27 protein-coding genes and 1 pseudogene are annotated in these 26,916 nt (G+C 67.1%); 14 read left to right on the forward strand and 14 right to left on the reverse strand.

Annotation, left to right across the window (positions count from 1 at the left end):
- Positions 1 to 3: 3 nt before the first annotated feature.
- Together ACV229_RS13505 and ACV229_RS13510 are read right to left on the reverse strand one after the other, a co-directional pair.
- Complete coding sequence (locus ACV229_RS13505; RefSeq protein WP_448083624.1) at positions 4 to 912, reverse strand: DMT family transporter; 909 nt, start codon at positions 910 to 912, stop codon at positions 4 to 6.
- 45 nt (positions 913 to 957) lie between these two features.
- Positions 958 to 1,641, reverse strand: coding sequence for a VOC family protein (locus ACV229_RS13510; protein WP_448083625.1), 684 nt, complete (start codon positions 1,639 to 1,641; stop codon positions 958 to 960).
- Positions 1,642 to 1,874: 233 nt separating this feature from the next.
- On the opposite strand from ACV229_RS13510, the gene ACV229_RS13515 reads away from it, so the two are divergent.
- The 4 genes from ACV229_RS13515 to ACV229_RS13530 all read left to right on the forward strand — a co-directional run bounded on the left by ACV229_RS13515 (position 1,875) and on the right by ACV229_RS13530 (position 6,444).
- Positions 1,875 to 3,332 (forward strand): aminotransferase-like domain-containing protein, encoded by a 1,458-nt coding sequence (locus ACV229_RS13515; RefSeq protein WP_448083626.1) that lies wholly within the window; start codon positions 1,875 to 1,877, stop codon positions 3,330 to 3,332.
- Between the two features lie 132 nt (positions 3,333 to 3,464).
- On the forward strand, positions 3,465 to 5,363 hold the full coding sequence (htpG, locus tag ACV229_RS13520) for a molecular chaperone HtpG (RefSeq protein WP_448083627.1): 1,899 nt from the start codon (positions 3,465 to 3,467) through the stop codon (positions 5,361 to 5,363).
- Positions 5,364 to 5,371: 8 nt separating this feature from the next.
- Complete coding sequence (locus tag ACV229_RS13525) at positions 5,372 to 5,968, forward strand: chorismate--pyruvate lyase family protein (protein WP_448083742.1); 597 nt, start codon at positions 5,372 to 5,374, stop codon at positions 5,966 to 5,968.
- On the forward strand, positions 5,968 to 6,444 hold the full coding sequence (locus tag ACV229_RS13530; RefSeq protein WP_448083628.1) for a DNA-deoxyinosine glycosylase: 477 nt from the start codon (positions 5,968 to 5,970) through the stop codon (positions 6,442 to 6,444). The genes ACV229_RS13525 and ACV229_RS13530 overlap by 1 nt, the downstream gene beginning before the upstream one ends.
- A 68-nt stretch (positions 6,445 to 6,512) precedes the next feature.
- Here the strand turns inward: ACV229_RS13530 and ACV229_RS13535 are convergent, their stop codons facing one another.
- Both ACV229_RS13535 and ACV229_RS13540 read right to left on the reverse strand, forming a co-directional pair.
- Positions 6,513 to 6,836 carry a helix-turn-helix domain-containing protein gene (locus ACV229_RS13535; protein WP_448083629.1) on the reverse strand — a complete coding sequence of 108 codons (324 nt, stop codon included), beginning with the start codon at positions 6,834 to 6,836 and terminating at the stop codon, positions 6,513 to 6,515.
- Positions 6,836 to 7,195 (reverse strand): type II toxin-antitoxin system RelE/ParE family toxin, encoded by a 360-nt coding sequence (locus tag ACV229_RS13540; protein WP_448083630.1) that lies wholly within the window; start codon positions 7,193 to 7,195, stop codon positions 6,836 to 6,838. Before ACV229_RS13540 ends, ACV229_RS13535 begins: the two co-directional genes overlap by 1 nt.
- 298 nt (positions 7,196 to 7,493) lie before the next feature.
- Here ACV229_RS13540 and ACV229_RS13545 point away from each other — a divergent pair.
- From ACV229_RS13545 to mctP, 5 genes and pseudogenes are all read left to right on the forward strand, one after another.
- A pseudogene (locus ACV229_RS13545) lies at positions 7,494 to 7,628 on the forward strand (DNA-deoxyinosine glycosylase); the annotation flags it as partial.
- A 371-nt stretch (positions 7,629 to 7,999) separates the two neighbouring features.
- Complete coding sequence (locus tag ACV229_RS13550) at positions 8,000 to 8,212, forward strand: hypothetical protein (protein WP_448083631.1); 213 nt, start codon at positions 8,000 to 8,002, stop codon at positions 8,210 to 8,212.
- 276 nt (positions 8,213 to 8,488) lie between these two features.
- On the forward strand, positions 8,489 to 9,406 hold the full coding sequence (locus ACV229_RS13555) for a spermidine synthase (RefSeq protein WP_448083632.1): 918 nt from the start codon (positions 8,489 to 8,491) through the stop codon (positions 9,404 to 9,406).
- A 198-nt stretch (positions 9,407 to 9,604) separates the two neighbouring features.
- Complete coding sequence (locus ACV229_RS13560) at positions 9,605 to 9,847, forward strand: DUF3311 domain-containing protein (protein WP_448083633.1); 243 nt, start codon at positions 9,605 to 9,607, stop codon at positions 9,845 to 9,847.
- On the forward strand, positions 9,844 to 11,394 hold the full coding sequence (gene mctP, locus ACV229_RS13565; protein ID WP_448083634.1) for a monocarboxylate uptake permease MctP: 1,551 nt from the start codon (positions 9,844 to 9,846) through the stop codon (positions 11,392 to 11,394). Before ACV229_RS13560 ends, mctP begins: the two co-directional genes overlap by 4 nt.
- Positions 11,395 to 11,457: 63 nt before the next feature.
- Here the strand turns inward: mctP and ACV229_RS13570 are convergent, their stop codons facing one another.
- The 5 genes from ACV229_RS13570 to ACV229_RS13590 form a co-directional block, all read right to left on the reverse strand.
- On the reverse strand, positions 11,458 to 11,910 hold the full coding sequence (locus ACV229_RS13570) for a VOC family protein (RefSeq protein WP_448083635.1): 453 nt from the start codon (positions 11,908 to 11,910) through the stop codon (positions 11,458 to 11,460).
- 226 nt (positions 11,911 to 12,136) lie between these two features.
- Positions 12,137 to 13,090 (reverse strand): transaldolase, encoded by a 954-nt coding sequence (tal, locus tag ACV229_RS13575; RefSeq protein WP_448083636.1) that lies wholly within the window; start codon positions 13,088 to 13,090, stop codon positions 12,137 to 12,139.
- Positions 13,091 to 13,318: 228 nt separating this feature from the next.
- Positions 13,319 to 14,527, reverse strand: a complete 1,209-nt coding sequence (locus tag ACV229_RS13580) for a benzoate/H(+) symporter BenE family transporter (RefSeq protein WP_448083637.1) — start codon at positions 14,525 to 14,527, stop codon at positions 13,319 to 13,321.
- Between the two features lie 51 nt (positions 14,528 to 14,578).
- On the reverse strand, positions 14,579 to 15,754 hold the full coding sequence (locus ACV229_RS13585; protein ID WP_448083638.1) for a vWA domain-containing protein: 1,176 nt from the start codon (positions 15,752 to 15,754) through the stop codon (positions 14,579 to 14,581).
- A 20-nt stretch (positions 15,755 to 15,774) separates the two neighbouring features.
- Positions 15,775 to 16,617 carry an AAA family ATPase gene (locus ACV229_RS13590; RefSeq protein WP_448083639.1) on the reverse strand — a complete coding sequence of 281 codons (843 nt, stop codon included), beginning with the start codon at positions 16,615 to 16,617 and terminating at the stop codon, positions 15,775 to 15,777.
- A gap of 244 nt (positions 16,618 to 16,861) precedes the next feature.
- On the opposite strand from ACV229_RS13590, the gene ACV229_RS13595 reads away from it, so the two are divergent.
- Entirely contained in the window at positions 16,862 to 17,221 is a 360-nt protein-coding gene (locus ACV229_RS13595) for a c-type cytochrome (RefSeq protein WP_448083640.1), read from the forward strand.
- Between the two features lie 20 nt (positions 17,222 to 17,241).
- On the forward strand, positions 17,242 to 17,601 hold the full coding sequence (locus ACV229_RS13600; protein ID WP_448083641.1) for a c-type cytochrome: 360 nt from the start codon (positions 17,242 to 17,244) through the stop codon (positions 17,599 to 17,601).
- A gap of 97 nt (positions 17,602 to 17,698) precedes the next feature.
- Here ACV229_RS13600 and ACV229_RS13605 read toward each other — a convergent pair whose 3' ends face one another.
- Complete coding sequence (locus ACV229_RS13605) at positions 17,699 to 18,133, reverse strand: DUF1841 family protein (RefSeq protein WP_448083743.1); 435 nt, start codon at positions 18,131 to 18,133, stop codon at positions 17,699 to 17,701.
- A 259-nt stretch (positions 18,134 to 18,392) separates the two neighbouring features.
- On the opposite strand from ACV229_RS13605, the gene ACV229_RS13610 reads away from it, so the two are divergent.
- Positions 18,393 to 19,322 (forward strand): DMT family transporter, encoded by a 930-nt coding sequence (locus tag ACV229_RS13610; protein WP_448083642.1) that lies wholly within the window; start codon positions 18,393 to 18,395, stop codon positions 19,320 to 19,322.
- A 40-nt stretch (positions 19,323 to 19,362) separates the two neighbouring features.
- Here the strand turns inward: ACV229_RS13610 and nth are convergent, their stop codons facing one another.
- Positions 19,363 to 20,007, reverse strand: coding sequence for an endonuclease III (nth, locus tag ACV229_RS13615; protein ID WP_448083643.1), 645 nt, complete (start codon positions 20,005 to 20,007; stop codon positions 19,363 to 19,365).
- Positions 20,004 to 20,885 (reverse strand): electron transport complex subunit RsxB, encoded by an 882-nt coding sequence (gene rsxB / locus ACV229_RS13620; protein ID WP_448083644.1) that lies wholly within the window; start codon positions 20,883 to 20,885, stop codon positions 20,004 to 20,006. Before rsxB ends, nth begins: the two co-directional genes overlap by 4 nt.
- A 254-nt stretch (positions 20,886 to 21,139) precedes the next feature.
- Here rsxB and ACV229_RS13625 point away from each other — a divergent pair, with 254 nt between their 5' ends.
- Positions 21,140 to 21,772, forward strand: coding sequence for a TetR family transcriptional regulator (locus ACV229_RS13625; protein WP_448083645.1), 633 nt, complete (start codon positions 21,140 to 21,142; stop codon positions 21,770 to 21,772).
- Between the two features lie 117 nt (positions 21,773 to 21,889).
- On the opposite strand, the gene ACV229_RS13630 is transcribed toward ACV229_RS13625, so the two are convergent.
- Both ACV229_RS13630 and ACV229_RS13635 read right to left on the reverse strand, forming a co-directional pair.
- Positions 21,890 to 23,368 carry a polyhydroxyalkanoate depolymerase gene (locus tag ACV229_RS13630; RefSeq protein ID WP_448083646.1) on the reverse strand — a complete coding sequence of 493 codons (1,479 nt, stop codon included), beginning with the start codon at positions 23,366 to 23,368 and terminating at the stop codon, positions 21,890 to 21,892.
- Between the two features lie 209 nt (positions 23,369 to 23,577).
- The gene (locus ACV229_RS13635) at positions 23,578 to 25,407 is read right to left on the reverse strand and encodes a glycoside hydrolase family 15 protein (protein ID WP_448083647.1); all 1,830 of its coding nucleotides are present in this window, start codon (positions 25,405 to 25,407) and stop codon (positions 23,578 to 23,580) included.
- A gap of 245 nt (positions 25,408 to 25,652) precedes the next feature.
- Here ACV229_RS13635 and ACV229_RS13640 point away from each other — a divergent pair, with 245 nt between their 5' ends.
- The gene (locus ACV229_RS13640; protein ID WP_448083648.1) at positions 25,653 to 26,828 is read left to right on the forward strand and encodes a lactonase family protein; all 1,176 of its coding nucleotides are present in this window, start codon (positions 25,653 to 25,655) and stop codon (positions 26,826 to 26,828) included.
- Positions 26,829 to 26,916: the final 88 nt, after the last annotated feature.

The raw sequence follows: 26,916 nt of genomic DNA on the forward strand, positions 1-26,916 counted from the left end.
AATTCAGCCAGCGCGAGCGGGCTGGGGTGCCGTGACCACCGCGGCGCGGCGGCCGAGCATCACGGTGGCGATCACGGCGGCGGCGAACAGCCACGTCGACGGCGTCACGGTCTCGCCGAACAGCAGCGCCGAAAACGCGATCGTGAAGAAGATCTGCAGCAGCTGCACCTGGCCCACGCGCGCGGTGCCGCCCATCGCGAGCCCCGCGTACCACGCGAAGAAGCCGATGAACTGCGAGAACAGCGTCACGTAGCCGAACGCGAGCCACGTGCGCAGCGCGAGCGGGCCCGGGTGTGCCGCGTGCTGCATCCATGCGAGCCAGCCGACCGGCAGCACGAGGAACGGCGCGGACACGACGAGCGCCCAGCAGATCACCTGCCAGCCGCCGATCTGGCGCGCAAGGCGCGCCCCCTCCGCATAGCCGAGCGCGCCGATGCCGACCGCGGCGAGCATCAGCAGGTCGCCCGCCTGCAGCGTGCCGCCGCCGTCGCGCAGCGCGAACGCGATCACGAGCGTGCTGCCCGTCAACGCGCTGACCCAGAACGCCTTCGACGGCCGTTCATGCGACAGCCATGCCGCGTACAGCGCGACGAGCAGCGACTGCAGCCCGTTCACGACCGCGCCGTGCGACGCGGGCACCGTCTTCATCGCCCACGCGGAGAACACCGGATACCCGATGATCACGCCGGCCGATATGACGGCGAGGCTTTTCAGCTGCGCGCGCGTCGGCAGCGGCTCGCGCCGCCACCACAGCAGCAGCCCGGCCGGCACCGCGGCCGCGAGCGCGCGGCCGAGCCCGTTGAGGAGCGGATGCAGTTCGACGACGACGATGCGCGTCATCGGCAGTGTCAGGCTGAAGATCATCACGCCGATGAGGCCGAGCAGCATGCCCCGGGTTTCGCGCGAATTCATGACGAGGGTGTCTCCGTATCGGGTATCGGGTATCGGCGGGGCCGGTCAGCGCAGCGTGCGTGCGCCGTGCGGCGTGTCGAACTCGGCGACGAGCGACGGCGCGCCGTCGCCGGCTTCGAGGTCGAGCAGGCGGGTGGCGCCGAGCCAGTCGAGCTGCTCGCGCATCGCGTCGGCGCGCGGATGCACGCCGTGAAGCACCTTCAGCGCGACGCCGCCATTCGGCAGTGCGTCGGACGGGTGGCGCGGGCTGTCCCACTGGATCAGCGACGGCAAGAGGCCGTCGCCCGCGCCCTGCCACGCGGGGAATGCACCGTCGTCGGGCACCGTGAGGCCCCAGCTCAGGTCGCCGCGGCGCATCGCGACGACGGGCGGGATGCGAGCCGGGTACTGGCGCTGCCACGGCGTGAGCTGGCGCGGCCGGTCGACCCGCGCGACCCAGTGCGCGAGGAACGGGCCCTGAGCGAGCCGCGCCTGCATCGCCGGATCGTCGAGCGCGAACAGGCGGGCGCGCGGCGGCGTGTCGCCGGCCGGCGCGTCCGGATCGATCGCGATCACTTCCAGATAGAGCCCGCCCCAGACGCCGAACAGCGCATTGTGGGTGCGCATCAGCGGATGCCGGCCGCCGCCGGCCGGTTCGATGCCGAGCGCGCCGGCGACGTGGCGCACGCCGTCGTCGAGCGTGCGGGCGGCGATCACGAGATGGTCGAGTGTCAGGGAATGGGCTGCCATGAACGTCGGAAAGCGAAACTGAAGCGTAACTGTAACGGTGGCGGGCAGCGCTGCCGGAGCGCGGCGGCCCGGGCGGTGCGCCTGCCCGGGCCGGCCTGCGCGCCTGGTCCCGCGCGCGAAAACGGCGGAGCCGGCCGCCGCGCGGCCCCCGGTTCGACCAACTGTAATCGTGCGCACCGGCACAGTAACGGTACAATCGGCGCGATACCCTTCGGTACAGTTGGAGCCCCACGATGTCCACCGTTCCGCTCGACCAGATTCCCGTTCCGCACGACACGACCACGCTCACGCTCGTCGACCAGCTGGTCCAGTGGGCGCGGCGGCGCATCGACGAGCGCGTGTTCCGCCCCGGGATGCGGATGCCGTCGATCCGCAAGCTCGCGCTCGACAAGAGCGTGTCGCGCTTCACCGTCGTCGAGGCGTACGAGCGTCTCGTCGCGCAGGGCTACCTCGATTCGCGGCGCGGCTCGGGCTTCTTCGTGCGCGAGCGGGCCGGCGCCCCGCAGCCGGTCGACCTGTCGGCGCGTGGCGCCGAGGCGGCGCCCGTGCACAACACGATCGACGTCGTCTGGCTGCTGCGCAACATGCTGCACACCGTCAGCCCGGAAAAGGGGCCGGGTCTGGGCTACCTGCCCGGCCGCTGGCTCGACGGCGAGCTGATCACCGGCGCGCTGCGCGCGCTCGGGCGGCAGTCCGGCGCGCAGATGCTCGGCTTCGGCACCGCGCAGGGCTTCCTGCCGCTGCGCCAGCAACTGCAGACGAGGCTCGCGGAGGTCGAGATCGGCGCAACGCCCGACCAGCTCGTGCTGGTGTCGGGCATCACGCAGGGCATCGACCTGATTTCGCGGATCTACGTGCGGCCGGGCGACGCGGTGATCGTCGGCGATCCGGCGTGGTTCCAGATGTTCGGCCGCTTCGCGGCGCAGGGTGCGCAGCTCGTCGGCATGCCGTACACGCCGGACGGCCCCGACCTCGATGCGCTCGAGACGCTCGTGCAGATGTGGCGGCCGAAGATGCTCGTGATCAACTCGGTGCTGCAGAACCCGACCGGCACATCGCTGACGGCCGCGCAGGCGTTCCGGATCCTGAAGCTCGCCGAGGCGTACGACTTCCTCGTGGTCGAGGACGACGTGTACGGCGACCTGTGCCCGCCGAGCTACCCGGCGACGCGGCTTGCGAGCCTCGACCAGCTCAAGCGCGTGATCTACCTCGGCAGCTATTCGAAGACGCTCGCGGCGAACCTGCGGGTCGGCTACGTCGCGTGCGCGCCGGAGATCGCGAAGGCGATCACCGACCAGAAGATGCTGGTCGGGATGACGACGCCCGAGCTGAACGAACGCGTGCTGTACAAGATCCTGACCGAAGGGCATTACCGGCGCCACGTCGAGCGGCTGCGCGCGCGGCTGGACGGCGTGCGCGACAAGACCGCGCGGATGCTCGAGCGCACGGGCCTGCGCCTGTTCACGATGCCGGCCGCGGGGATGTTCCTGTGGGCCGACACGGGCGTCGATTCGGATGCGCTCGCGGCCGCCGCGCACGAGGAAGGTTTCCTGCTGACGCCGGGGAGCCTGTTCTCGCCGCAGCAGTCGCCGTCGACGTGGACGCGCTTCAACGTCGCGAACTGCGGCGATCCGGCGCTGCCGGCGTTCCTGTCGCGGTATATGGAGTCGGTGGCGCGGCGGGCGTCGTGACGTCGCGCCGCGTGCCTGCAGCCCTTGAAATCGCGCGTGACGTCCCCAAATAGGGGCGCTATACCCGCCCGGCATCGCGCGCCGGACGTCGGGGCCACACCATTCAAGTTCAAGTAAGAGGAAACACGATCCATGGCACACGAAACGATGAGCTTTCAGGCAGAGGTCAAGCAACTCCTCCACCTGATGATTCATTCGCTTTACAGCAACAAGGAAATCTTCCTGCGCGAACTGGTGTCGAACGCGTCCGACGCGGCCGACAAGCTGCGCTTCGAGGCGCTCGCGAACAATGCGCTGTACGAAAACGATCCGAGCCTGCGCATCCGCATCGGCTACGACAAGGCCGCGCGCACGATCACGATCGACGACAACGGCATCGGCATGAGTCGCGACGAGGCGATCGCGAACCTCGGCACGATCGCGCGCTCGGGCACCAAGGAATTCTTCTCGAAGCTGTCCGGCGACCAGCAGAAGGACGCGGCGCTGATCGGCCAGTTCGGCGTCGGCTTCTACTCGGGCTTCATCGTCGCTGACAGGATCACCGTCGAGACCCGCCGCGCAGGCCTGCCGGCAAGCGAAGGCGTGCGCTGGGAAAGCGCGGGCGAAGGCGACTTCACGGTCGACGCGATCGAGCGCGCGCAGCGCGGCACGACGATCACGCTGCACCTGCGCGAAGGCGAGGACGAACTGCTGTCGTCGTATCGCCTGAAGTCGATCGTCCAGAAGTACTCGGACCACATCGCGCTGCCGATCCTGATGCAGAAGGAAGAGTGGGATCAGGAAAAGGGCGAGATGGTCCTGAAGGACGAGGACGAGACCGTCAACCAGGCGAGCGCGCTGTGGACCCGTTCGAAGAGCGAGGTCTCCGACGAGCAGTACAAGCAGTTCTACCAGCACGTCGCGCACGATCACCAGGATCCGCTCACGTGGACGCACAACCGCGTCGAAGGCCGCAGCGAATACACGCAGCTGCTGTTCGTGCCGTCGCATGCGCCGTTCGACCTGTGGAACCGCGACTACCGCGGCGGCCTGAAGCTGTACGTGAAGCGCGTGTTCATCATGGACGACGCCGAGCAGCTGCTGCCGCAATACCTGCGTTTCGTGAAGGGCGTCGTCGATTCGGCGGACCTGCCGCTCAACGTGTCGCGTGAAATCCTGCAGGAAAGCCGCGACGTGAAGGCGATCCGCGAGGGCGTGACGAAACGCGTGCTGTCGATGCTCGAGGAGCTCGCGAACGCGGAAGACGATGCCGGCAAGGAGAAGTTCACGACGTTCTGGCGCGCGTTCGGCCCGGTACTGAAGGAAGGCCTCGGCGAGGATCACGCGAACCGCGAGCGCATCGCGAAGCTGCTGCGTTTCGCGTCGACGCACGGCGACACCGATGAGCAGAACGTGTCGCTCGCCGACTACGTCGCGCGGATGAAGCCGGACCAGAGCAAGATCTACTACGTGACCGCCGACACGTGGCTGGCCGCGAAGAACAGCCCGCATCTCGAGGTGTTCCGCAAGAAGGGCGTCGAGGTGCTGCTGCTGACCGACCGCGTCGACGAATGGATGCTGTCGTTCCTGAATGAATTCGACGGCAAGCCGCTCGCGAGCGTCGCGCGCGGCGACCTCGATCTCGGCGAGCTGAACGACGACGAGAAGAAGGCGCAGGAAGAGGCGGGCGAAGCGATCAAGCCGGTCGTCGACAAGATGAAGGAAGCGCTCGGCGACAAGGTGAAGGACGTGCGCGTCACGTTCCGCCTGACCGATTCGCCGTCGTGCCTCGTCGCGGACGACAACGACATGAGCGGGTACCTGCAGCGGATGCTGAAGGCGGCCGGCCAGTCGGCGCCGTCGTTCCAGCCGATCCTCGAGATCAACCCGGAGCATGCGCTCGTCAAGCAGCTGAAGGCAGACAGCGCCGATTTCGGCGACTGGTGCCACCTGCTGTTCGACCAGGCGCTGCTGGCCGAAGGCGGGATGCTCGACGATCCGGCGAGCTTCGTGAAGCGGACCAACGCGCTGCTGCTGTCGCGCGCCGCGTGAACGCGCGGATGCGGTTCGATGGCGGACAGGCGGGCTGGCGCGAGACGCCGCGGCCCGGCTGCACGCCCGACCAGCACGACTGGCTGACGCGCGGCGGCTCGCTGACCGCGCATCTCGCGCGGCTCGGCCGCGTGAGCGTGCGCGTGACGCGCGAGGCGGTCGACGGCCCGTGGTTCGACGAGCACACGGCGGTCGCCGGTGCGCCGCGCGCGCCGATGTGGGTGCGCGAGGTGATCCTGTCGGTGGACGGCGCGCCGTACGTCGCCGCGCACAGCATCGCGCCGCTCGCCGCGAGCAAGGGCATCTGGCAGGCGATGCGGCGGCTGCGCACGCGGCCGCTCGCGGAACTGCTCTACAGCGATCCGCAGGTCGAGCGCTCGGCGCTCGTCAGCCGGCGCGTGATCGCCGGCCATCCGCTGTATGCGCTCGCGTGCCACGCGCTCGGCGGCGAGCGCGCACCGCACGCGTTCGCCGCGCGGCGCTCGGTGTTCCAGCGGCACGGCAAACCGTTGATGGTCACCGAGTGCATGCTGCCCGCGCTGTGGCGGCATCTCGACGCGCACGGCGACGGGCCGCGATCGGGCGGGCCGGGCGGGGGCGCGTGATGCTGCGGGGGTTTCCGCCGGTCGTCGCGCCGAATACGCACACGATGATCCTCGGCAGCTTTCCGGGCGAGGCGTCGCTCGATGCCGCGCAGTACTATGCGCATCCGCGCAATCAGTTCTGGCGCTTGCTCGGTTCCGTGCTGGGCGAGCCGCAACTGCACGAGCTCGGTTACGACGCACGTCTCGAACGGGTGCTGAAGCACGGCATCGGCATCTGGGACGTGCTTGCTGCTTGCCATCGCGATGGGAGTCTCGATTCGGCGATCCGCCATGCCAAGCCCAATGATTTCGATTCGTTGCGCGAGCATGCGCCGTTGCTGAAGCGGGTGTGCTTCAACGGCAAGACGGCGGGGCGGTTTGCGGAAGTGATCGGGGCCGCCGGTTACGAGACGCTGGTGCTGCCTTCGTCGAGCCCGGCCAATGCGACGCTGTCGTTCGAGCAGAAGCTGCAGGTTTGGCGCCGGATTGAGATTTGACCGGCAGATCGCCTCCCACTTGAGACTCGGCCGCCGCCGATCCGTGGTGGCGGAACAGGGCGTAACCGTCAGGCAGCGAATACGACTTCGATATGTCCTTCTGCTTCCGAATGACGGTCCGGTCCCACGATGATCTGCACATTGCGTCCGAGCTTCGCAAGACATTCCAACATCTTCGCTTCGCTCACACCGCGAAACTGCCCGCGTAGCATGTTCGACAACTTCGGCTGCGTCATGCCGAGCAACCGGGCCGCGTGCTGCTGCGTCCATTCCCGCGCTTTGATGATCTCCCCGATCTTGGCGGCGAGTTGAGCCTTCACTTGCATTTCTTCGGCATCGCGCATGCCCAGGTCGGCGTATACATTCGCACTGCCCGGTTCGATTTCGATCATCACTTTTCTCCTGTTGCGTGTGCTTCGGCTGCTTTCAGACGCTCGCGAACCAGGTCGATGTCAGGCCTTGGTGTGGCGATGCCGTGGGACGATTTCTTCTGGAAACAGTGCAGCACATACACGGCACGACTCAGCTTCACCGTGTATACCGCACGGTATGTGCCGTTGTCTTCTGACTCCACGACCTCAAGCACGCCGGCCGATCCAAATCCCCTCAACGGCTTGGCCTGATCGTGCTTTCGTCCCGTCTGGGCAAGATATAGCGCATAGCCGAACGTGTCCTGCACAGCCTCGGGCATCGCTTTCAAGTCCTTGCGTGCTGAGCCGAGCCAGTAGAGAGGTTTGGTGTACGGATCCATCGATGAATTTATACCTATTTGGATATATTCTCAAGGCGACGCACGAAAGGGCGATGCGGCCATGCGAATTGGGCAGTGGTCATGCCGTGCGCCGGATAGTTCGGCGCGGCAGTAATGTGCAGGGGGCGAGGAGGCTGGCGAGCGAGGCCGGTACTATTCCGCTTCTCGCTGGTGTCAAGCGGCGCGGAGCGCATGCGATATCTCGGTACATCGCATGCGCTCCGCATTTTTGCCTTCGCTCGGGCTCGGGACAAGTCGGCTGTTCGATAGATAGCAACGTCAGTGCGAATTGACGGCGGAGACGGCGGGGCGGTTTGCGGAAGTGATCGGGGCCGCCGGTTACGAGACGCTGGTGCTGCCTTCGTCGAGCCCGGCCAATGCGACGCTGTCGTTCGAGCAGAAGCTGTCGCACTGGCGCGCGATTCGTGCCTGAATCCGCATTTTCGATCCGCCGTCTCGAAGCCGCGCAGAGAGGAGGGGCATTCGCGACCCGATTCGGCTAGTCAAGCTGCAGCGCCCACCGTCTGCAGGTCGGTCATCCAGACAGCCTAGGGTTTTCCCTAATCAAGGCAATTCGACGCGAAGCCGTTATTGACCTTCATATCAACGATGCCCGGCATTGGTTCGGATACGCGCAGGCAAACGTTTGTCCGTATTCGGTTGCTGTCGTGACTTCCGGGCCCGATCCGGTTGACCGTGATGCCCCGGGGAGCAACGCGTGAATTGCGCGCTGGTTCGAGGCTCCGCGGCCGAAACTGCCAATGTGGCATTCGCAGCGTTCGCGAATCACTGCAGGAGATCAACATGAACGTGGTGAAGACCGAGATCGAGCAACTCGAGAAAGCGCTGAACGTGCTGGTTCGTCTCCCGCAACTGGTCCTCCGCGACTATTGGGTGTCGCAGATCGAGGGGCTGCTGGAACAGACCGGCCTCTCCTCGCAAGACGTGCGGCGCCTGCACACCCTGCGCGAATTGTTCGGCTTCCCGGCGGACGATTGCGCCGCCGGGAAGCCGTAGCATCGTCCCGGCAAGCCGAGCCGGTATTGAAGTCATGCGCGGCTGACGCGCTCGCGCTACGGCGCCATCAGGTGTTGCCGGAAAAACGCTTCGGTGCGCGCGATCGTGTCGTCGGCGGCCGCCGGGTCACGGCCGACTTCGTGACCGACAAACCCCCACCGGCGCAAATCGGCCATTCGACATAACCACCGGCCATGCCGCATTCGCCGTCGCCGCCCGCCGCGAATGCTATCCTCTCGTCCGCAATTCCAAGCCTCACCCCAGCGAGATTCATCCATGACCCGACTGATCAAGCGCGCATCCGCCGAGGCGCGCGCATTCAACAGCGACAAGCCGTCCGCATACAACGGCTCGTCGAAACTCCATCCGCCGCGCGTGAAGCGCCGCACGGACATCGACGAGCACGACGACGTGCCCGTCCTCGAAGCGCCGCGCAAGCCGCGCTTCGCGCCGGTGACGTTCTCCGAGGAGCGCGGCGTGCGCTACCTGCACTTCGGCACCGAGTGGGTGCAAGGCGCGATGCGGATCTCGAAGCCGCACACGATCGAGCTCGAATACGCGCAGCAGATGATGGCCTGGCTGCTGTTCCTCGAAACGCCCGGGCGGATCGTGCAGCTCGGGCTCGGCACGGGCGCGCTGACCAAGTTCTCGCACCGCTTCCTGCCGAACGCGAAGGTCGAGGCCGTCGAGCTGAACCCGGCCGTGATCGTCGCCGCGCGCACGATGTTCGCGCTGCCGCCCGACGATGCGCGTCTCGCGGTCCACGAAGCGGACGCGTGGGACTTCGTCAACGACCCGGCCAATCGCGGCACGACGGGCGCGATCCAGATCGACCTGTACGACGCGACCGCGCGCGGCCCCGTGCTCGACAGCGTCGCGTTCTACCGCGCGGTGCGCGGCTGCCTCGCGAACGCGGGCATCGCGACGATCAACCTGTTCGGCGACCATCCGAGCTTCGTGCGCAACATGAAGCACCTGAACGCGGCATTCGAGAATCGCGTGGTCGCGCTGCCGGAAGTGCACGACGGCAACCGGATCGCGCTCGCGTTCTCGGGCCCGGCGCTCGACGTGCCGTTCGCGCAGCTCGATGCGCGCGCGAAGCTGGTCGAGGATGCGCTGAAGCTGCCCGCGCGCAAGTGGGTGAAAGCCTTGAAAGAATCGGTCGCGCCGGGCGCGACGTCGTTCGCCATCTGACGCTACATGCACCGGCAGCATGCCGGTGCAACCTCACCGCGGGGACGGATCACCTCGGGTTCGTCCCTGCTTGACCGCCCGCATGCGGCACCTATACTGGCGCGAAGCCAGGGGAGCCGCAGCTTACCCGTTTCGCCGCTCCTCTTGCCGCCGTACCCGTTCAAGAACACCGATAACCGGGAATGATGAGGAGACGTCATGGCTCACGATGCCGACGCCAACCGGGCCGCCAAGCGCTGGCTCTGGCTGCTGGTGCTGCCGCTGATCGCGATGGTCTGGGTGCCGTCGTACAACAAGGTCGATCCGCAATGGCTCGGCTTTCCGTTCTTCTACTGGTACCAGCTCCTGTGGGTCTTCATTAGCGCGGTGATCACCGCGTTCGTCTACTTCAAGACCCGAGACGCGTGGAAGGCGGGCAGCACGCAAGGAGACCGTCGATGAACCTTGGCGCTACCTTCGTCTTCGTCCTGCTCTTCATCGGCGTCACGATCATCGGCTTCCTTGCCGCGAACTGGCGGCGCGGCGATCTCGCGCACCTCGACGAGTGGGGCCTCGGCGGCCGCCGCTTCGGCACGATCGTCACGTGGTTCCTGCTCGGCGGCGACCTCTACACCGCGTACACGTTCGTCGCGGTGCCGGCACTCGTGTTCGGCGCGGGCGCGATGGGCTTCTTCGCGCTGCCGTACACGATCCTCATCTATCCGTTCGCGTTCGTCGTGTTCCCGAAACTGTGGAGCATCGCGAAGCGGCACGGTTACGTGACCTCGGCCGACTTCGTCAACGCGCGCTACGGCAGCCGGATGCTCGCGCTCGCGATCGCGGTGACGGGCATCGTCGCGACGATGCCGTACATCGCGCTGCAGCTCGTCGGCATCGAGGTCGTGATCGGCGCGCTCGGATTCGACACGACCGGCTTCGTCGGCGACCTGCCGCTGATCATCGCGTTCGCGATCCTCGCCGCGTACACGTACACGTCCGGCCTGCGCGCGCCCGCGATGATCGCGATCGTGAAGGACGTGCTGATCTACATCACGATCGCGGCGGCGATCATCGTGATTCCGGCGAAGCTCGGCGGCTTCGGACAGATCTTCGGCCACGTGCCGCCCGCGAAGCTGCTGCTGAAGGCGCCGGACGCAGCGAGCCTGAACGGCTACAGCGCGTACGTGACGCTCGCGATCGGCTCCGCGCTCGCGCTGTTCCTGTATCCACACTCGGTCACGGCGATCCTGTCGTCGTCGTCGGGCAACTCGATCCGGCGCAACATGGCGATGCTGCCCGCGTACTCGTTCGTGCTCGGCCTGCTCGCGCTGCTCGGCTACATGGCGCTTGCGTCGGGCGTGAAGGACATGCCGCAGTACGCGCCGTACTTCAAGGCGTTCGGCCCGAACTTCGCGGTGCCCGCGCTGTTCCTCGAGTATTTCCCGTCGTGGTTCGTCGGCGTCGCGTTCGCGGCGATCGGCATCGGCGCGCTGGTGCCCGCGGCGATCATGTCGATCGCCGCCGCGAACCTGTACACGCGCAACATCCACCGCGAGTTCGTGAACCGCAACATGACGCACGACCAGGAGACGCACGTCGCGAAGCTGACTTCGCTGATCGTGAAGGTCGGCGCGGTCGCGTTCATCCTCGGGCTGCCGCTGACCTACGCGATCCAGCTGCAGCTGCTCGGCGGGATCTGGATCATCCAGACGCTGCCGGCGATCGTGCTCGGCCTCTATACGCGGATGCTCGACTATCGCGGCCTGCTGCTCGGCTGGGCGGCAGGCATCGTGTGCGGCACGTGGATGGCGATTTCGCTGAAGCTCGCGGGCTCGATCTTTACGATCCACCTGTTCGGCTATGCGATTCCCGGTTACGCGGCGGTGTGGTCGCTGGTCGTGAACCTCGTCGTCGCGATCGTGGTGAGCGTGCTCGTGCGGGTGGCGGGGTTGGCGCATGCGGAAGACCGCACGCGGCCGGAGGATTATCTCGACGTCGTCGAAAGCTGACGCGCGTCGTGCGCGTAAAAGCAAAAACGCCCGCCACCTTCCGGTGGCGGGCGTTTTTTCGCGTCAGCCCTTTGCGCGTTCCGCGAGGTCGTCGCGCTGCGACAGATCCTCGACGTTGATCATCCAATGGATGCCGAAGCGGTCCTTCAGCATCCCGAAGCCGAGCGCCCAGAAGGTCTTCTGGAAGGGCATCGTCACTTCGCCGCCGTCGGCGAGCGCATCGAACAGCTTCTTGCCTTCGTCGACGCTCGCGGGGTTCAGCGACAGCGCGTAGCCGCTGTGCGTACCGCTCGGCTGGCGGCAGTCGCCGTCGGAGCACATCATCATCGAATCGCCGATCGTGAAGCTCGCATGCATGACCTTGTCCGCCATCTCGGGCGTGACCGGCTGCTCGGGGTTCGGCGGCGCGTCCTTGAAATGCATCTTGAACAGCGTCTTCGCACCGAGCGCTTTTTCGTAGAACTGAAGGGCAGCTTCGGCCTGGCCGTAGAAGGTCAGGTACGGTTGAACTTGCATCGTCGTCTCCTGTTGATCGGTTCTGGCGCGCGTGCGCCAGCACCGGTTCCATGCAACGTTGACTGGGTAGGACACATCGGGAGCGGCCGATGCGCCCGTGTCGTGGATTGTAGTGCGCGAGCTTGACCGTCGGATGAAAAAATAAAACGGCCGCGAACTTCACGTTCGCGGCCGCATGCTGCGGTGCTGCTGTCATCTGCTGCCGGCTATTGCCGGCTCCTGACGTTCAGCGCAGCGCGTCGATCATCTTGTCGAGCTTGACCGCGTCGGCGGAGAAGAGGCGAATGCCTTCCGCGAGTTTTTCGGTCGCCATCGCTTCGTCGTTCAGCTGGAAGCGGAACGATGCCTCGTCGATCGCGACGCGCGCGGCGGGCACATCCGTGAGCGCTTCCGGCGACAGCTTGCGCGTGACGGTCTCGTTGCTGTCCTGCAGCTTCTGCAGCAAATCGGGACTGATGGTCAGCAGGTCGCAGCCTGCGAGCTCGACGATCTGGCTCGTCGTGCGGAAGCTCGCGCCCATCACCTCGGTGCGGTAGTCGAACGTCTTGTAGTACGTGTAGATGCGGCGCACCGACTGCACGCCCGGATCGTTCGCGCCGCCGTTCTTCACGTCATCCCATTCGGCGCCGGCCTGCTTCTTGTACCAGTCGTAGATGCGGCCGACGAACGGCGAGATCAGCTGCGCGCCGGCTTCCGCGCACGCGGCGGCCTGCACGAGCGAGAAAAGCAGGGTCATGTTGCACTTGATCCCTTCCTTCTGCAGCACTTCGGCCGCGCGGATGCCTTCCCACGTCGACGCGAGCTTGATCAGGATGCGCTCGCGGCCGATGCCGGCGGCTTCGTAGAGCCGGATCAGTTCGTGCGCCTTGTCGATGGAGCGCTGCGTGTCGAACGACAGGCGCGCGTCGACTTCGGTCGACACGCGGCCCGGGATCAGCTTCAGGATCTCGGTGCCGAACGCGATCAGCAGGCGGTCGATGATGAAACCGGTGCTTTCGTTGCGGTGATCGCGGACGGTTTTTTCGAGGATCGGCTTGTACGCGTCCTTCTGCACCGCTTTCAGGATCAGCGACGGGTTCGTGGTTGCGTCTTGCGGCTTGTATTGCGCGAGCTGCTGGAAATCACCCGTGTCGGCGACGACGGTGGTGTACTGCTTCAGCTGGTCGAGTGCGGTAGTCATGGCGATTCGAGAAGAGGGCGCGATGCGCCGGGGTTCTCAGGGGCCGCGCGGGACGCGGCGGCGAAGCGAAGCGGCGCGCGCAGCGCTGCTTCCGATCCGCTATTCTAGGCCCGAATCGCGTCGCGCATGTTTCGCAGGGCCGAAGATCGCGCCGGCGCCGTTCGGGCGGCCGGCGTGAACGGGGGCGGCAACGCGGGTTCGGCGGTCCGTCACGCGCGTGAATCGACCCTAGGCCGGGCGGCGCGCGTTGAGGATCACCTGCGTGACGATCCCGGCGACGAGTCCCCAGAACGCCGAGCCGATCGACAGCAGCGTGAGGCCCGACGCGGTGACCATGAACGTGACGAGCGCCGCTTCGCGCTGCTTCACGTCCTGCATCGCGTTCGCGAGGCCGCTCATGATCGAGCCGAACAGCGCGAGCGCGGCGACCGACACGACGAGCGCCTTCGGCAGCGCGGCGAACAGCGCCGCGATCGTCGCGCCGAAGATCCCGGCGATCAGGTAGAACGTTCCGCACCACACGGCGGCCGTGTAGCGCTTCGCGCGGTCCTCGTGCGCCTCGGGGCCCGTGCAGATCGCCGCGGTGATTGCGGCGAGGTTCACGCCGTGCGAGCCGAACGGCGCGAGCACGAGCGACGCGAGGCCCGTCGTCGCGATCAGCGGCGACGACGGCGTCTGGTAGCCGTCCGCGCGCAGCACCGCGATGCCCGGCACGTTCTGCGACGCCATCGCGACGACGAACAGCGGAATGCCGATGCTGACGATCGACGGGACCGAGAACGCGGGCATCGTGAACACCGGCTTCGCGAGCGCGACATGGAACCGGCTGAAGTCGAGCAGGCCGAGCGCGCCCGCCACCACGGTGCCGGCGACGAGCGTCGTCACGATCGCATAGCGCGGCGCGAGCCGCTTGACGATCAGGTACGTGAAGAACATCGCGATCACGAGCGCGGTCTGGTATTGCGCGGCGCGGAAGATCTCGATGCCGATCTCGAACAGGATGCCCGCGAGCAGCGCGGCCGCGATGCCGGCCGGAATCCGCCGCATCAGCGTGTCGAACAGGCCGCTCACGCCGACCGCCGTTAGCAGCAGCGCGCAGATGATGAACGCGCCGATCGCCTCGGGGTAGGGCACGCCGGGCAGCGACGCGATCAACAGCGCGGCGCCGGGCGTCGACCACGCGACGACGACCGGCGCGCGAAAGCGCAGCGACAGGCCGATCGTCGTCACCGCCATGCCGATCGACAGCGCCCAGATCCACGACGAGATCTGCGCGTCGGTCAGGTGCGCGGCGCGGCCGGCCTGGAACATCAGCACGAGCGAGCTCGTATAGCCCGTCATCATCGCGACGAAGCCGGCGACGAGCGCCGACACCGACGTGTCCGAGAAAAAACGGCCGCTCGCGCGGCCCGCGCGCGCGGTGGGCGACTGGGTCATGCTATCTCCGGGGAGGGCCGCTCGAGCGCGGCCTTCGAGTTTGCTGGGTGACTATTTGCTGAGTGCGCGCATCGCGGTTTCGAGCCCCGCGAGCGTGAGGGGATACATGCGCTGGCCGAGCAGGTCGCGGATCACCGAAACCGACTGCCGGTATTCCCATAGCCGCTCGGGCTCGGGGTTCAGCCACGCATGATGGGGGAACTGGTCGGCGAGCCGCCGCAGCCATACCGCGCCGGCTTCGGGGTTGTTGTATTCGACCGAGCCGCCGGGCTGCAGCACCTCGTACGGGCTCATCGTCGCGTCGCCGACGAAGATCAGCTTGTAGTCGGGCGTGAACTTGTGCAGCACGTCGAAGGTCGCCGTGCGTTCCGAGTGGCGGCGCCGGTTGTTCTTCCACAGGTGGTCGTACACGCAGTTGTGGAAGTAGAAGAACTCGAGATGCTTGAACTCGGCCTTCGCGGCGGAGAACAGCTCTTCGGTGCGCTTGATGTGATCGTCCATCGAGCCGCCGACGTCGAGCAGCATCAGCACCTTCACGTTGTTGTGGCGCTCGGGCACCATCCGCAGGTCGAGCCAGCCCGCGTTCGCCGCGGTGCTGCGGATCGTGCCGGGCAGGTCGAGCTCCTCGGCCGCGCCTTCGCGCGCGAAGCGGCGCAGCCGCCGCAGCGCGACCTTGATGTTGCGCGTGCCGATCTCGACCGAATCGTCGTAGTCGCGGTACGCGCGCGCTTCCCAGACCTTGACCGCGGTGCGGTTGCCGTTCGACGGCCCGCCGATGCGGATGCCTTCCGGGTTGTAGCCGCCGTGCCCGAACGGCGACGTGCCGCCGGTGCCGATCCACTTGTTGCCGCCTTCGTGCCGCTCCTTCTGCTCGTCGAGCAGTTGCTTCAACCGCTCCATCAGCTTGTCGAGCCCGCCCATCGCTTCGATCTGCGCCTTCTCCTCGTCGCTCAGCTCGCGCTCGAGCCGCTTCTCGAGCCAGTCGAGCGGGATGTCGAACGCGTCGGACGGCAACGCGGACACGCCGTGGAAGTACGCGCCGAAGGCCTGGTCGAACTTGTCGAAGTACTGCTCGTCCTTCACGAGCGTCATGCGCGCAAGGTAGTAGAACGCGTCGATCGACGGCGCGATGAGCCCGGCCTTCAGCGACTCGAGCAGCGTCAGGTATTCCTTCACCGAGACGGGCAGCTTCGCTGCGCGCAGCGCGTAGAAGAAATTGAGCAACATGGCCGGGCCTTCGCAGGTGGTTACCGGTTGTGCCGGTTCATGTAGACGAGCCGCTCGAACAGGCTCAGGTCCTGTTCGTTCTTCAGCAGCGCGCCCGCGAGCGGCGGCACGATCTGCTTGCGGTCCGGGCCGCGCAGCGCGTCCGGCGGGATGTTCTCGGCGAGCAGCAGCTTCAGCCAGTCGAGCAGTTCGGACGTCGACGGCTTCTTCTTCAGGCCCGACACGCCGCGCAGCTCGAAAAAGCTCTCGAGCGCAGCCTGCAGCAGCTCCTCGCGGATGTTCGGGTAGTGGACCGCGACGATCTTCTGCATCGTCGACGGATCCGGAAACTGGATGTAGTGGAAGAAGCAGCGGCGCAGGAACGCGTCGGGCAGCTCCTTCTCGTTGTTCGACGTGATGATCACGAGCGGGCGGTGCTTCGCGCGCACGGTTTCGCGCGTCTCGTACACGTGGAATTCCATCCGGTCGAGCTCGCGCAGCAGGTCGTTCGGGAATTCGATGTCGGCCTTGTCGATCTCGTCGATCAGCAGCACGCTCGGGTGCTCGGCGTCGAACGCCTGCCACAGCACGCCCTTCACGATGTAGTTCGCGATGTCCTTCACGCGCGCGTCGCCGAGCTGCGAATCGCGCAGCCGCGACACGGCATCGTATTCGTACAGCCCCTGCTGCGCCTTCGTCGTCGACTTGATGTGCCACTGCAGCAGCGGCATGTCGAGGGCCGCCGCGACTTCCTCGGCGAGCATGGTCTTGCCGGTGCCCGGCTCGCCCTTGATGAGGAGCGGGCGTTGCAGCGTCAGCGCGGCGTTGACCGCGAGCTTCAGATCGTCGGTGGCGACGTAGTGCGAGGACCCTTCGAAACGCATGGCGGCGCTCTTCTCTATCGCGAAAAAATCCCAGTATAAGTCAGAAGGGCTGTCGGGTTCGGCCGCGGCCGCGTATCGTTGCGGGACCGCGGCGGGGCGGGCCGGGACGCCGTATGGACGCGTTCCCCGCCGACGCGGTACAATCTGGCCGTTTTTTTGGCCTGCGTGGCGACCCGATAAGCAAAACGGCACGGGCCGTTGCCGCTTTGGCGCCAGTTTCCCCTCAAGCTAGGTTACAAGAGCTATGAACAAATTCGTCGGCAAACACGTCGTTGTCGCAGCGCTCGTGGCGCTCGCGGGCAGCGCGCAGGCGGCCGGTGTGGTCGGCAACCCGAAGGTCGGGGCGAGCAAGGCCGCCATGTGCATCGGCTGCCACGGCATCGACGGCTACCGCGCGGCTTACCCGGAGGTCTACCGGGTGCCGGTCCTTGGCGGCCAGAACGAGCAGTACCTCGCGAATGCGCTGCAAGCCTACCGCAAGAAGGATCGTCACTTCCCGTCGATGAACGCGGTCGCCGGTTCGCTGACGGACCAGGACATCGCCGATCTGGCGGCCTACTACGCCGCGCAGAAAGCCGACTCGAAGGACAATCCCTACAAGTAAGCGCCGCGCTAGGAGCATTCATGAACAACGCATTCAAGACGGCGTCGGCGATCGCGTTCGCGGCCGGCCTCGCGATCGGCACCGCGCACGCGGCCGACCTGTCGAAGGGCAAGGACCTGGTCGAATCGCACAACTGCGCGGCCTGCCACGGCGCGAAGCTGAACCAGCCGATCAACGCCGAGTATCCGCGCCTTGCGGGCCAGCACGCCGACTACCTCGTCTGGTCGATGCGCCAGTACCAGATGGGCCTCGCGAACCCGCTGCTCGGCCGCAACAACGCGATCATGCAGGCGCAGGTGCAGAGCCTGTCGGTCAGCGACATGAAGGACATCGCGGCCTACATCGAGTCGCTGCCGGGCGACCTCGTGTTCAAGAAGTAAGCGCGCGGGGGCCGTACGGCCTTTGCAGCAAGAATACCCCGCCGCGGCGGGGTATTTTTTTGCCTGTGTCTTTTGCCGGTGGGCGGGGTCGGTGCGTTCAGTCGCGCGTTGCGCGGCGCAGGATGCGCTGCAGGTACGCGTCCGTGTCGGGCGGCGTGTTCGTGCGCTGCGCTTCCCAGATCGTCTCGCCGAGACATTCCATGATCGCGTGCTGCGCGTCGTGCGTCGAATCGAGCTTCGCCGCGAGCTTGTCGTGCGCGGCGCGGATGCCGGGCGGCTGGTCGATCGACAGCTGCTCGCTGATCGCGAGGTGCATCGACAGGTGCAGGAACGGGTTCGTGCGACCTTCCTCGGGCGTGTAGTTGCGCGTCGCGGCGCCGTCGGCGTCCTCGAGGTCGGCGTGGTATTCGGGATGTTCGACGATCCAGTCGGCCGCGATCGCTTCCAGCGGCGTCAGGATTTCGCCGGCGCGTTGCTTGCGCCAGGTGTCGATGAAAAAGCGACGCACGTCGTCGCGGCTCGGATTGAACATGGTGGGGAACGTCGTCATTCGCGCGGCATCATGCCGCGTCGCGCATTGTACGCCGCCTCGCGGTTCGCCGCTGGCGGCGCGGCCGGACAAGTGCGGCCGAATGGGCTTGGCCGAATGTGCGCGGCCGAATAAGTGCAGCCGAATAAGCGCGGCCGGGAAAGCGCGGCCGGGAAAGCGCGGACTAGGCCGCGCGCCGCGCCGCCGATACACTCTGATGATTTCCGGGCGACCGTCCCGCGTGCCTGTCCATCGTTCAGCCATGTCCGCCTCCGCCCGTCCGCCGTCCGCCGCCCTGCAGGGCGCGCTCTATGTTGCTTTGTCCGCCACCGCGTTCGGCGCGATGGCGATCTTCGGCCGCTATGCGTATGCGGGCGGCGTCGACGTGCTCGGGCTGCTGATCGTGCGCTTCGCGATCGGTGGCGCCGTGCTCACTGCGATCGCCCGGCATCGCGGCGTCGCATGGCCGCGCGGCCGCGCGCTCGCGCCGCTCGTCGCGATGGGCGCGCTTGGCTACGTCGGCCAGTCGTTCTGCTATTTCAGTGCGCTCCAGCATGCGCAGGCGAGCCTCGTCGCGCTGCTGCTGTACCTGTATCCGGCGTTCGTCACGCTGCTCGCCGCGTGGTGGCTCGGCGAGCGGCTCACGCGCACCAAGGCGGTCGCGCTCGTGCTGTGTGTCGCGGGCTCGGCGCTGATGGTCGGCGGCGGCCACGGCGAGCCGCTCGGCATCGCGCTTGCACTGGCCGCCGCGGTGATCTATTCGCTGTACATCGTCGCCGGGACGAGGGCGACGCGTGGCGTCGACCCGCTTGCGACGACCGCGGTGATCTGCGTATCGGCGACGGTCATGCTCGTGCTGATCGCCGTCGTGCGCGGCACGGCGTTCGGCGCGCCGCCGCGCTGGCCGGCGACGGCCGGCGGCTGGGCCGCGATGCTGGCGATCGCGCTCGTATCGACGGTCGCCGCGATGATCGCGTTCTTCGCAGGGCTCGAGCGGCTTGGTGCGGCGCGCACGTCGATGTTGTCGACGCTCGAACCCGTCGTGACCGTCGCGCTGGCGGCGTTGCTGTTCGGCGAGGCGCTGTCGCCGATGCAGTGGGCGGGCGGAGCCGCGATCCTCGCGGCGGTGCTGGCGCTCGTGCGCGCGGGCGGCGCGGCCGCGGACGACGCGACCGCGACGTCCAACGCGTAGGGGCGGGGTGGGTAAACGCGCCGTCGCTGCGCGCGACGTGTCACTCGACGGGCGGCGGGGTCTTCGGCTTGTATTCGCACAGCGGCTCGATCGCGCAATGCCAGCATTCGGGCTTGCGCGCCTTGCACACATAGCGGCCGTGCAGGATCAGCCAGTGATGCGCGTCCTGCAGGAATTCCTTCGGCGTGAACTTCTCCAGCGCGGCCTCGACAGCCCGCACGTCCTTGCCCGGTGCAAGGCCCGTGCGGTTCGCGACGCGAAAGATGTGCGTGTCGACCGCGATCGTCGGATGGCCGAACGCGGTGTTGAGCACGACGTTGGCGGTCTTGCGGCCGACGCCCGGCAGGCTCTCGAGCGCCTCGCGATCGGCCGGCACTTCGCCGTCGTAGCGCTCGAGCAGGATCCGGCACGCGGCGACCACGTTCTTCGCCTTGGTCCGGTAGAGCCCGATCGTCTTGATGTACTCGACGACGCCTTCCTCGCCGAGCGCGACAATTTGCCGCGGCGTATTCGCGACCGGGAACATCTTGCGCATCGCCTTGTTGACCGACACGTCAGTCGCTTGCGCCGACAGCATCACCGCGATCAGCAGCTCGAACGGCGTCGAGTATTCGAGCTCGGTGGTCGGCGTCGGATTGAGGCTCTGCAGCGTTTCGAAGATCGCGCGTCGTTTGCTGGCGTTCATTGTGGTTTCTTGTCGGGCGGCGTGGCGGAACCGTCGTCGGATTCGGGCGCGGACGCTCCGGCCTGCTGCGCCTGCTGTTCGGCGAGCCGCTTGCGGCGCGCTTCGGCCGCATCGATCTGCGCCTGGACGGCGGGGCTCACGTGTTCGATGTTCTTCGGCGCGCCGCCCTGCGCGGCCAGCTCGTCCTTCTTCTTGCGCGCGCGCTCGAGTGCGGCGGCGATGATCGCGCGTTTCTTCGCGTCGGCATCCGCGGCCGCGTCGGCCGGCGGTGCGGACTGCGCAGCGGATGGCGCGGCAGCCGGCTGTGCTGCGCTCGCGGTCGCGGCGCTCGCCGCACGGCGAGCGGCCGCTCGCGCTTCGGCGGCTTCGCGCTCGCGGCGCTCGCGTGCGAGCCGGCGGTCGTGGCGCGTGCGTGCGGCATCGGCCTGTTCCTGGGTCCACGCGTCCCAGCCGGTGTGCTCGCCCGTCACGGGCACCATCGAGATGCAGTCGACCGGGCAGGGTGGCACGCACAGGTCGCAGCCGGTGCAGAGCGACGCGATCACCGTATGCATCTGCTTGGGCGCACCGGCGATCGCGTCGACCGGGCATGCCTGCATGCACAGCGTGCAGCCGATGCACAGGCTCTCGTCGATCACCGCGACCGGGCGAGCGCGTTCGTCGCCGTTGACGGGGTTCAGCGGGATCACGGGCTTGCCGAGCAGGCGCGCGACGCGCGCGACGCCTTCGGCGCCGCCCGGCGGGCACTGGTTGTAGCTCGCGTCGCCGGCGGCGATCGCCTCGGCATACGGGCGGCAGCCTTGATAGCCGCACTTCGTGCATTGCGTCTGGGGAAGCAGATCTTCGATGCGATCCGCGAGTGTCTTGGAGTCGGTCACGGTGACAACGGGCGCCGATGCGCCGAATGTCTCGCAGCCGCGCGCCGGGCGCGGCCGGATAGGTTTGTCAAAACGAAATTATCGCCGATTTCCCGCATTGCGCTTGACGCCGTCTGTGCGCATAATCGAAGCGCTTTTTTGCAGGGGCGCAGCAGGAGGGCGGCCGCACGCGGTGCGCCCGTTCCAGGGTCGCCGGCGCCGACGCGGTGGGGCGACCGGTCCGGATCACGCGGCTCACATAGCAAAACGCCACCATGAATCAGCCAAAAATCAAAAGAGATCCTGAAGGCACCCGCCGCCGCATCCTGATGGCGGCGGCCGAAGAATTCGCGAGTGGGGGCCTGTTCGGCGCACGTGTCGACCAGATTGCGCGGCGGGCGGAAACCAACGAGCGCATGCTCTATTACTACTTCGGCAGCAAGGAGCAGCTGTTCACCGCCGTGCTCGAGCACGCGTTCTCCGCGCTGACCGAGGCCGAACGGGTGCTCGACCTGGACGGCGTCGCGCCTGTCGAGGCCGTCACGCGGCTCGCGCATTTCGTGTGGGACTACTACCGCGACCATCCCGAGCTGCTGCGGCTCATCAACAACGAGAACCTGCACGAGGCGCGCTACCTGCACAAGTCCACGCGGATCCGCGAGATGATGTCGCCGATCGTCGCGATGCTCGCGAACGTGCTCACGCGCGGCCAGAAGGCCGGGCTGTTCCGCACCGACGTCGATCCGCTGCGCTTCTACGTGACGCTGTCGGGGCTCGGCTATTACATCGTGTCGAACCGCTTCACGCTCGCCGCGACGCTCGGGCGCGACTTCACGGTGCCCGAGGAGCGCGCGGAAATGGTCAGGATGAACACCGAGGTGCTGCTCGCGTTTCTGCTGCGGCGCTGATGACGGGTTGAGGGCCGAATGACGGTCGATTGATCGCAGATTGACGGCCGCCGGATGAACGAACGCCGCCGTGCTTGCGCACGGCGGCGTTTCAATTGGTGCTGGCGCGCGAGCGCGTTATGCGGCTTTGCGCGTGCGGGCCGGCTTTGCGCGCGTGCCGGCGCGTTTCGCGGCGGCCGTTTTCGTGGCGGCGGCTTTCACTGGGGCGGGCGCGACGTCGGACGACTTCGCGCGGACGCGCTTCGCGGAGGCTGCCTTGGCCGGTTCGGACGGCTGGCTCGGAGCCGGCACGGCGGCGAGCGCCGTCGCTGCGGGGGCGTCCGGATGATCTTTCGCGTCGCCGCGCTTCGGCTCCGGCGCGTGCTCGCGGATGAAGTCGCGCAGTTGCGGGTAGATGATCGTGCGCCAGCGGCGGCCGGAGAAGATCCCGTAGTGGCCGCACTTTTCCGCGGTCAGGCTGCGGCGGTGTTCCTGCGGGACGCCCGTGCACAGCTCGTGCGCGACGTGCGTCTGGCCGCTGCCGGAAATGTCGTCGAGCTCGCCTTCGATCGTCATCAGCGCGGTGCGCCGGATGTCCTGCGGTCGCACGAATTCGCCGCCGATCTCCCACGTGCCTTCGGCCAGCCGGAATTCCTGGAACACGATGCGGATCGTCTCGAGGTAATACTCGGCGGCCATGTCGAGCACCGCGTTGTATTCGTCGTAGAAGTTGCGGTGCGCTTCCGCGTCGTCCTCGTCGCCGCGCAGCAGGCTTTGATAGAAGTCCCAGTGCGATTGCGCATGCCGCTCCGGATTCATCGCGACGAAGCCCGTGTGCTGCAGGAAGCCCGGATACACCTGGCGGCCCTCGCCCGGGTAGTTCGCCGGCACCGTGTGGATCACGTTGTTCTCGAACCACGAGATCGAATGCTGGGTCGCGAGCGAGTTCACCGACGTCGGGCTGCGGCGCGCGTCGATCGGGCCGCCCATCATCGTCATCGTGAGCGGCGTGTCCTCGCCGCGGCTCGCCATCAGCGAGATCGCCGCGAGCACGGGCACCGTCGGCTGGCATACCGAGATCACGTGCAGGTTGCGCGCGCCGATGTGACGGATGAATTCCTGGATGTACGCGACGTAGTCGTGCAGATGGAACGGGCCGACCTCGACCGGCACCATCCGTGCGTCGATCCAGTCGGTGATGTAGACCTTGTGGTCCTGCAGCAGCGTGCGCACGGTGTCGCGCAGCAGCGTCGAGTGGTGGCCCGACAGCGGCGCGCAGACCAGCACGACCGGTTCGTCCTTCAGCTGGGTGACCGCGTCGGCGTCGTCCGAGTAGCGCTTGAAGCGCAGCAGCCGGCAGAACGGCTTCTCGACGATCGTCTGCTCGACGATCGGGATGTTGTGGCCGTCCTTGACGATCTGGTGGATGTTGAACTCGGGCTTCTCGTAATCCTTGCCGAGCCGGTACAGCAGTTCGTACGCGGCGGCCATCCGCGTGGCGCCCGGAACCAGCGAGAACGGGCTCGACGGGTTCGCGAACGACTTCGAGGCGGCCTGGGCCCAGGCCGTGAGCGGGCTCAGCATCGCCCGCTGGAATTCGTGCAGTTGGTAAAGCATGCAGACTACTCCCGCTGGGGGTTGATGCGCGAGGGCGGCGTGGGGGCGTCGCGGCGTGCCGTGTGGGTCAGCGATCGGCGATGTTGCATTGCAGCCGGCCGATCGCCGAAATCATATCGGACAACGATGCGTGGTGCAATGCAACATTTCCCGGATTTTTCATCAAACTGTTGCGATTTGACGTTCTATGAAGAAGCCGCCGCCCGTTTTCAACGCCCGGTGGCGACGGCCGGCACCGGCTGGCCGACCGCGCGCGCCATCGCCTCCTCGTGGTGCATCAGGTTCATCGCGGTGTGCACGAGCGCGACGTGCGAGAACGCCTGCGGGAAGTTCCCGACGAGGCGTCTTTCGACCGGGTCGTACTCCTCGGCGAGCAGCCCGAGATCGTTCGACAGCGACAGCAGCCGGCAGAACAGCCGGTGCGCCTCGTCGATCCGGCCGAGCAGCGCGTAGCTGTCGACCAGCCAGAAGCTGCACGCAAGGAACGTGCCTTCGCCGGGCGGCAACCCGTCGTCGTATTCGCTCGTGCGGTAGCGCAGCACGAGGCCGTCGTGCAGCAATTCGCGCTCGACCGCGGCGACCGTGCCGGCGACGCGCGGATCGTCGGGCGGCAGGAAGCCGAGCAGCGGCATCAGCAGGACGCTCGCGTCGAGCTCGTCGCTGCCGTAGCTTTGCGTGAACGCCTGCTTGTCCTCATTCCACGCGTTCGCGCAGACGTCCGCATGGATCTTTTCGCGCAGCCCGCGCCAGCGCTCGAGCGCGCCGGGCAGGCGGAACATTTCCGCAGACTTGATCGCGCGGTCGAACGCGACCCACGCCATCACCTTCGAGAACGTGAAATGGCGGCGGCCGCCGCGCGTTTCCCAGATTCCTTCGTCGGGCTCCTGCCAGATCTTCTCGAGATGGTCGAGCAGCGTGCACTGCACCGACCACACCGTGTCGTCGGCCTGCAGGCCGCCCACCCGCGCGAGGTGCAGCGCCGCCATCACTTCGCCGAACACGTCGAGCTGCAGCTGGTTCGCGGCGCCGTTGCCGATCCGCACCGGCTTCGAATCCTGATACCCGGGCAGCCAGTCGAGCTCCATTTCCGGCAGCCGGCGCTCGCCCGCGATGCCGTACATGATCTGGATCTGCTCGGGCGAGCCGGCCATCACGCGGCCGAGCCACGTGCGCCATGCGCGCGCCTCGTCGTAGTGGCCGCCGCGCATCAGCGCGAGCAGCGTGATCGTTGCGTCGCGCAGCCAGCAGTAGCGGTAGTCCCAGTTGCGGTTGCCGCCGATCTTCTCTGGCAGCGAGGTGGTCGGCGCCGCGACGATGCCGCCCGTCGGCTCGTACGCGAGCGCCTTCAGCGTGATCAGCGAGCGGCGCACCGCAGCCTCGTAGCGGCCCTGCACCTGGCAGCGTCCCGACCATTCGAGCCAGTAGTTCTCGGTGCGCGCGAGCATCGACAGCGGGTCGCGCGCGGGCGGCAGCCGCAGGTGCGACGGTGCATAGCCGAGCGAGAACGGCACGCGTTCGTCGGCGCTCACCGTGAATTCGGCGAGCGTGTGCAGATTCTTGCCGGTGAGCGGCACGGGCGTGCGCAGCACGACGGTGTCGGGCCCCGCGATCGCCTTCATCCCTTCCTCGCGCGACAGCTGCGTGACCCACGGAATCGAGAAACCGTAGTCGAAGCGCAACACCAGCTCCATGCGCATCTTCATGGTGCCGTGCCGGCCGACGACGATCCGCACGAGTTCGGACCAGCCGTTGCCGGGTGGCATGAAGTCGACCACGGTGACGGCGCCGTCGGCGCTCTCGTAATCGGTTTCGAGTATCAGCGTGTCGCCGCGATAGCGGCGCGTCGTGTGCGTGATCGCGGCGTCGGCGGCCGGCGCGACCAGCCAGCGACCGTGCTCGGGCGTGCCGAGGAGCGCCGCGAAGCAGGCGCCCGAATCGAAGCGGGGCCAGCACAGCCAGTCGACGGAGCCGTCTTTTGCGATCAGCGCGGCCGTGTGGCCGTCGCCGACGAGGGCATAGTCTTCGATCAGGGCGGGCATGGGCGGCAATCCTGGTTGCGAGTTCACATGGCGGACGGCGGCGCCCCGGGCTTCACGCCCGGGCACGGCGGCCCGTATACTCGGCCGGCGGCGGAACGCGCAAACGGCCGGCGTTTCGTCACATATCAACACTTGAAGCGGCTCGATGCAAGGAGGATTCAATGCCCAACCGTTTACGCTCACGTGACGGCGCACGTGACGCGCGCGCTTCGACCCGAGGGTTTCCGCTTAGGCTCGCTCACTGGATGAAAGGTTTCGCGATCGTGCTCTCGTTATCCGCGACGCATGCGTTTGCGCAACAGTCTGCGCAGGCCCCGGCCGATGGCATCTACAACCTGCTCGTCGGCACCTATACCGACGGCGGCAGCGACGGGATCTACGTATACCGCTTCGATACGAAGACGGGCAGCGTCGCGCCCGTCTCGTCGACGAAGACCGTCAATCCGTCATACCTGTTGCCGAGCCGCGACGGCCGCACCGTGTATGCGGTCAACGAGTTGCCCGGCGACAACGGTCCGGCGGAGCAGCGCGGCGGCGTCAGCGCATTCCGGTTCGACGCGAAGACGGGGACGCTGACGTTCCTCGACCGCGTGTCGTCGGAAGGGAACGATCCTTGCTATCTGAGCCTGTCGCCGGACGGCAAGTATCTGGTGACCGCGAACTACTCGGTCGCGTCGAATCCCGGCGGCAGCTTCGCGGTGTTTCCGCTGGGCGCCGGCGGCGAAGTCGGCAACGCCGCGCTGACCGTGCACCACGAAGGCACCGGGCCCGTGAAGGGCCGCCAGGACGGCGCGCACGTGCATTCGACGGTGTTCTCGCCGGACGGCCGCTACCTGTTTGTGCAGGATCTCGGCGCGGACAAGATCTTCGGCTATCGCTATACGGTCGACGGCAGCCGCGGCCTGATCAGCCCGACCGACACGCGCTACACGCCGGTGAAGGCCGGTTCGGGCCCGCGCCACATGGTGTTCAGCGCGAACGGGCGCTATGCGTACGTGACGAGCGAGCTGAATGCGTCGGTCGAAGTGTTCGGCTACCACGACGGCAAGCTGACGCCGGTCGAGACGGTGCCGATGGCCGCGCCGGGCTTCAAGGGCAAGGTCGGCGGCGCGGCGATCCACCTGTCGCCGGACGGCCGGTTCCTCTATGCGAGCAATCGCGGCGACGCGAACGAGATCGTGATCTATGCGGTGAACCAGGCCGACGGCCGCCTGAAGACCATCGGCCGGCAGTCGAGCCTCGGCAAGACGCCGCGCGAGTTCCTGATCGATCCGACCGGCAAGTGGCTGATCGTCGGCAACCAGGACAGCGATACGTTCTACGTGTTCCGGCGCGACGTCGAGACCGGCAAGCTCGACGCGAACCCGCAGAAGGTCGCGCTCGGCAAGCCAGTCGATTTCAAGCTGGTTCCGGCGCTGTAATCGGGCGGGTTCCGATGCGGTAAACGTGCGAAGGCGCTGCCGAGGCAGCGCCCTTCGTGTTTGTGCGGGGCGGCGGTGGATGGCCGGT

This window comes from Burkholderia sp. MR1-5-21, assembly GCF_053427715.1.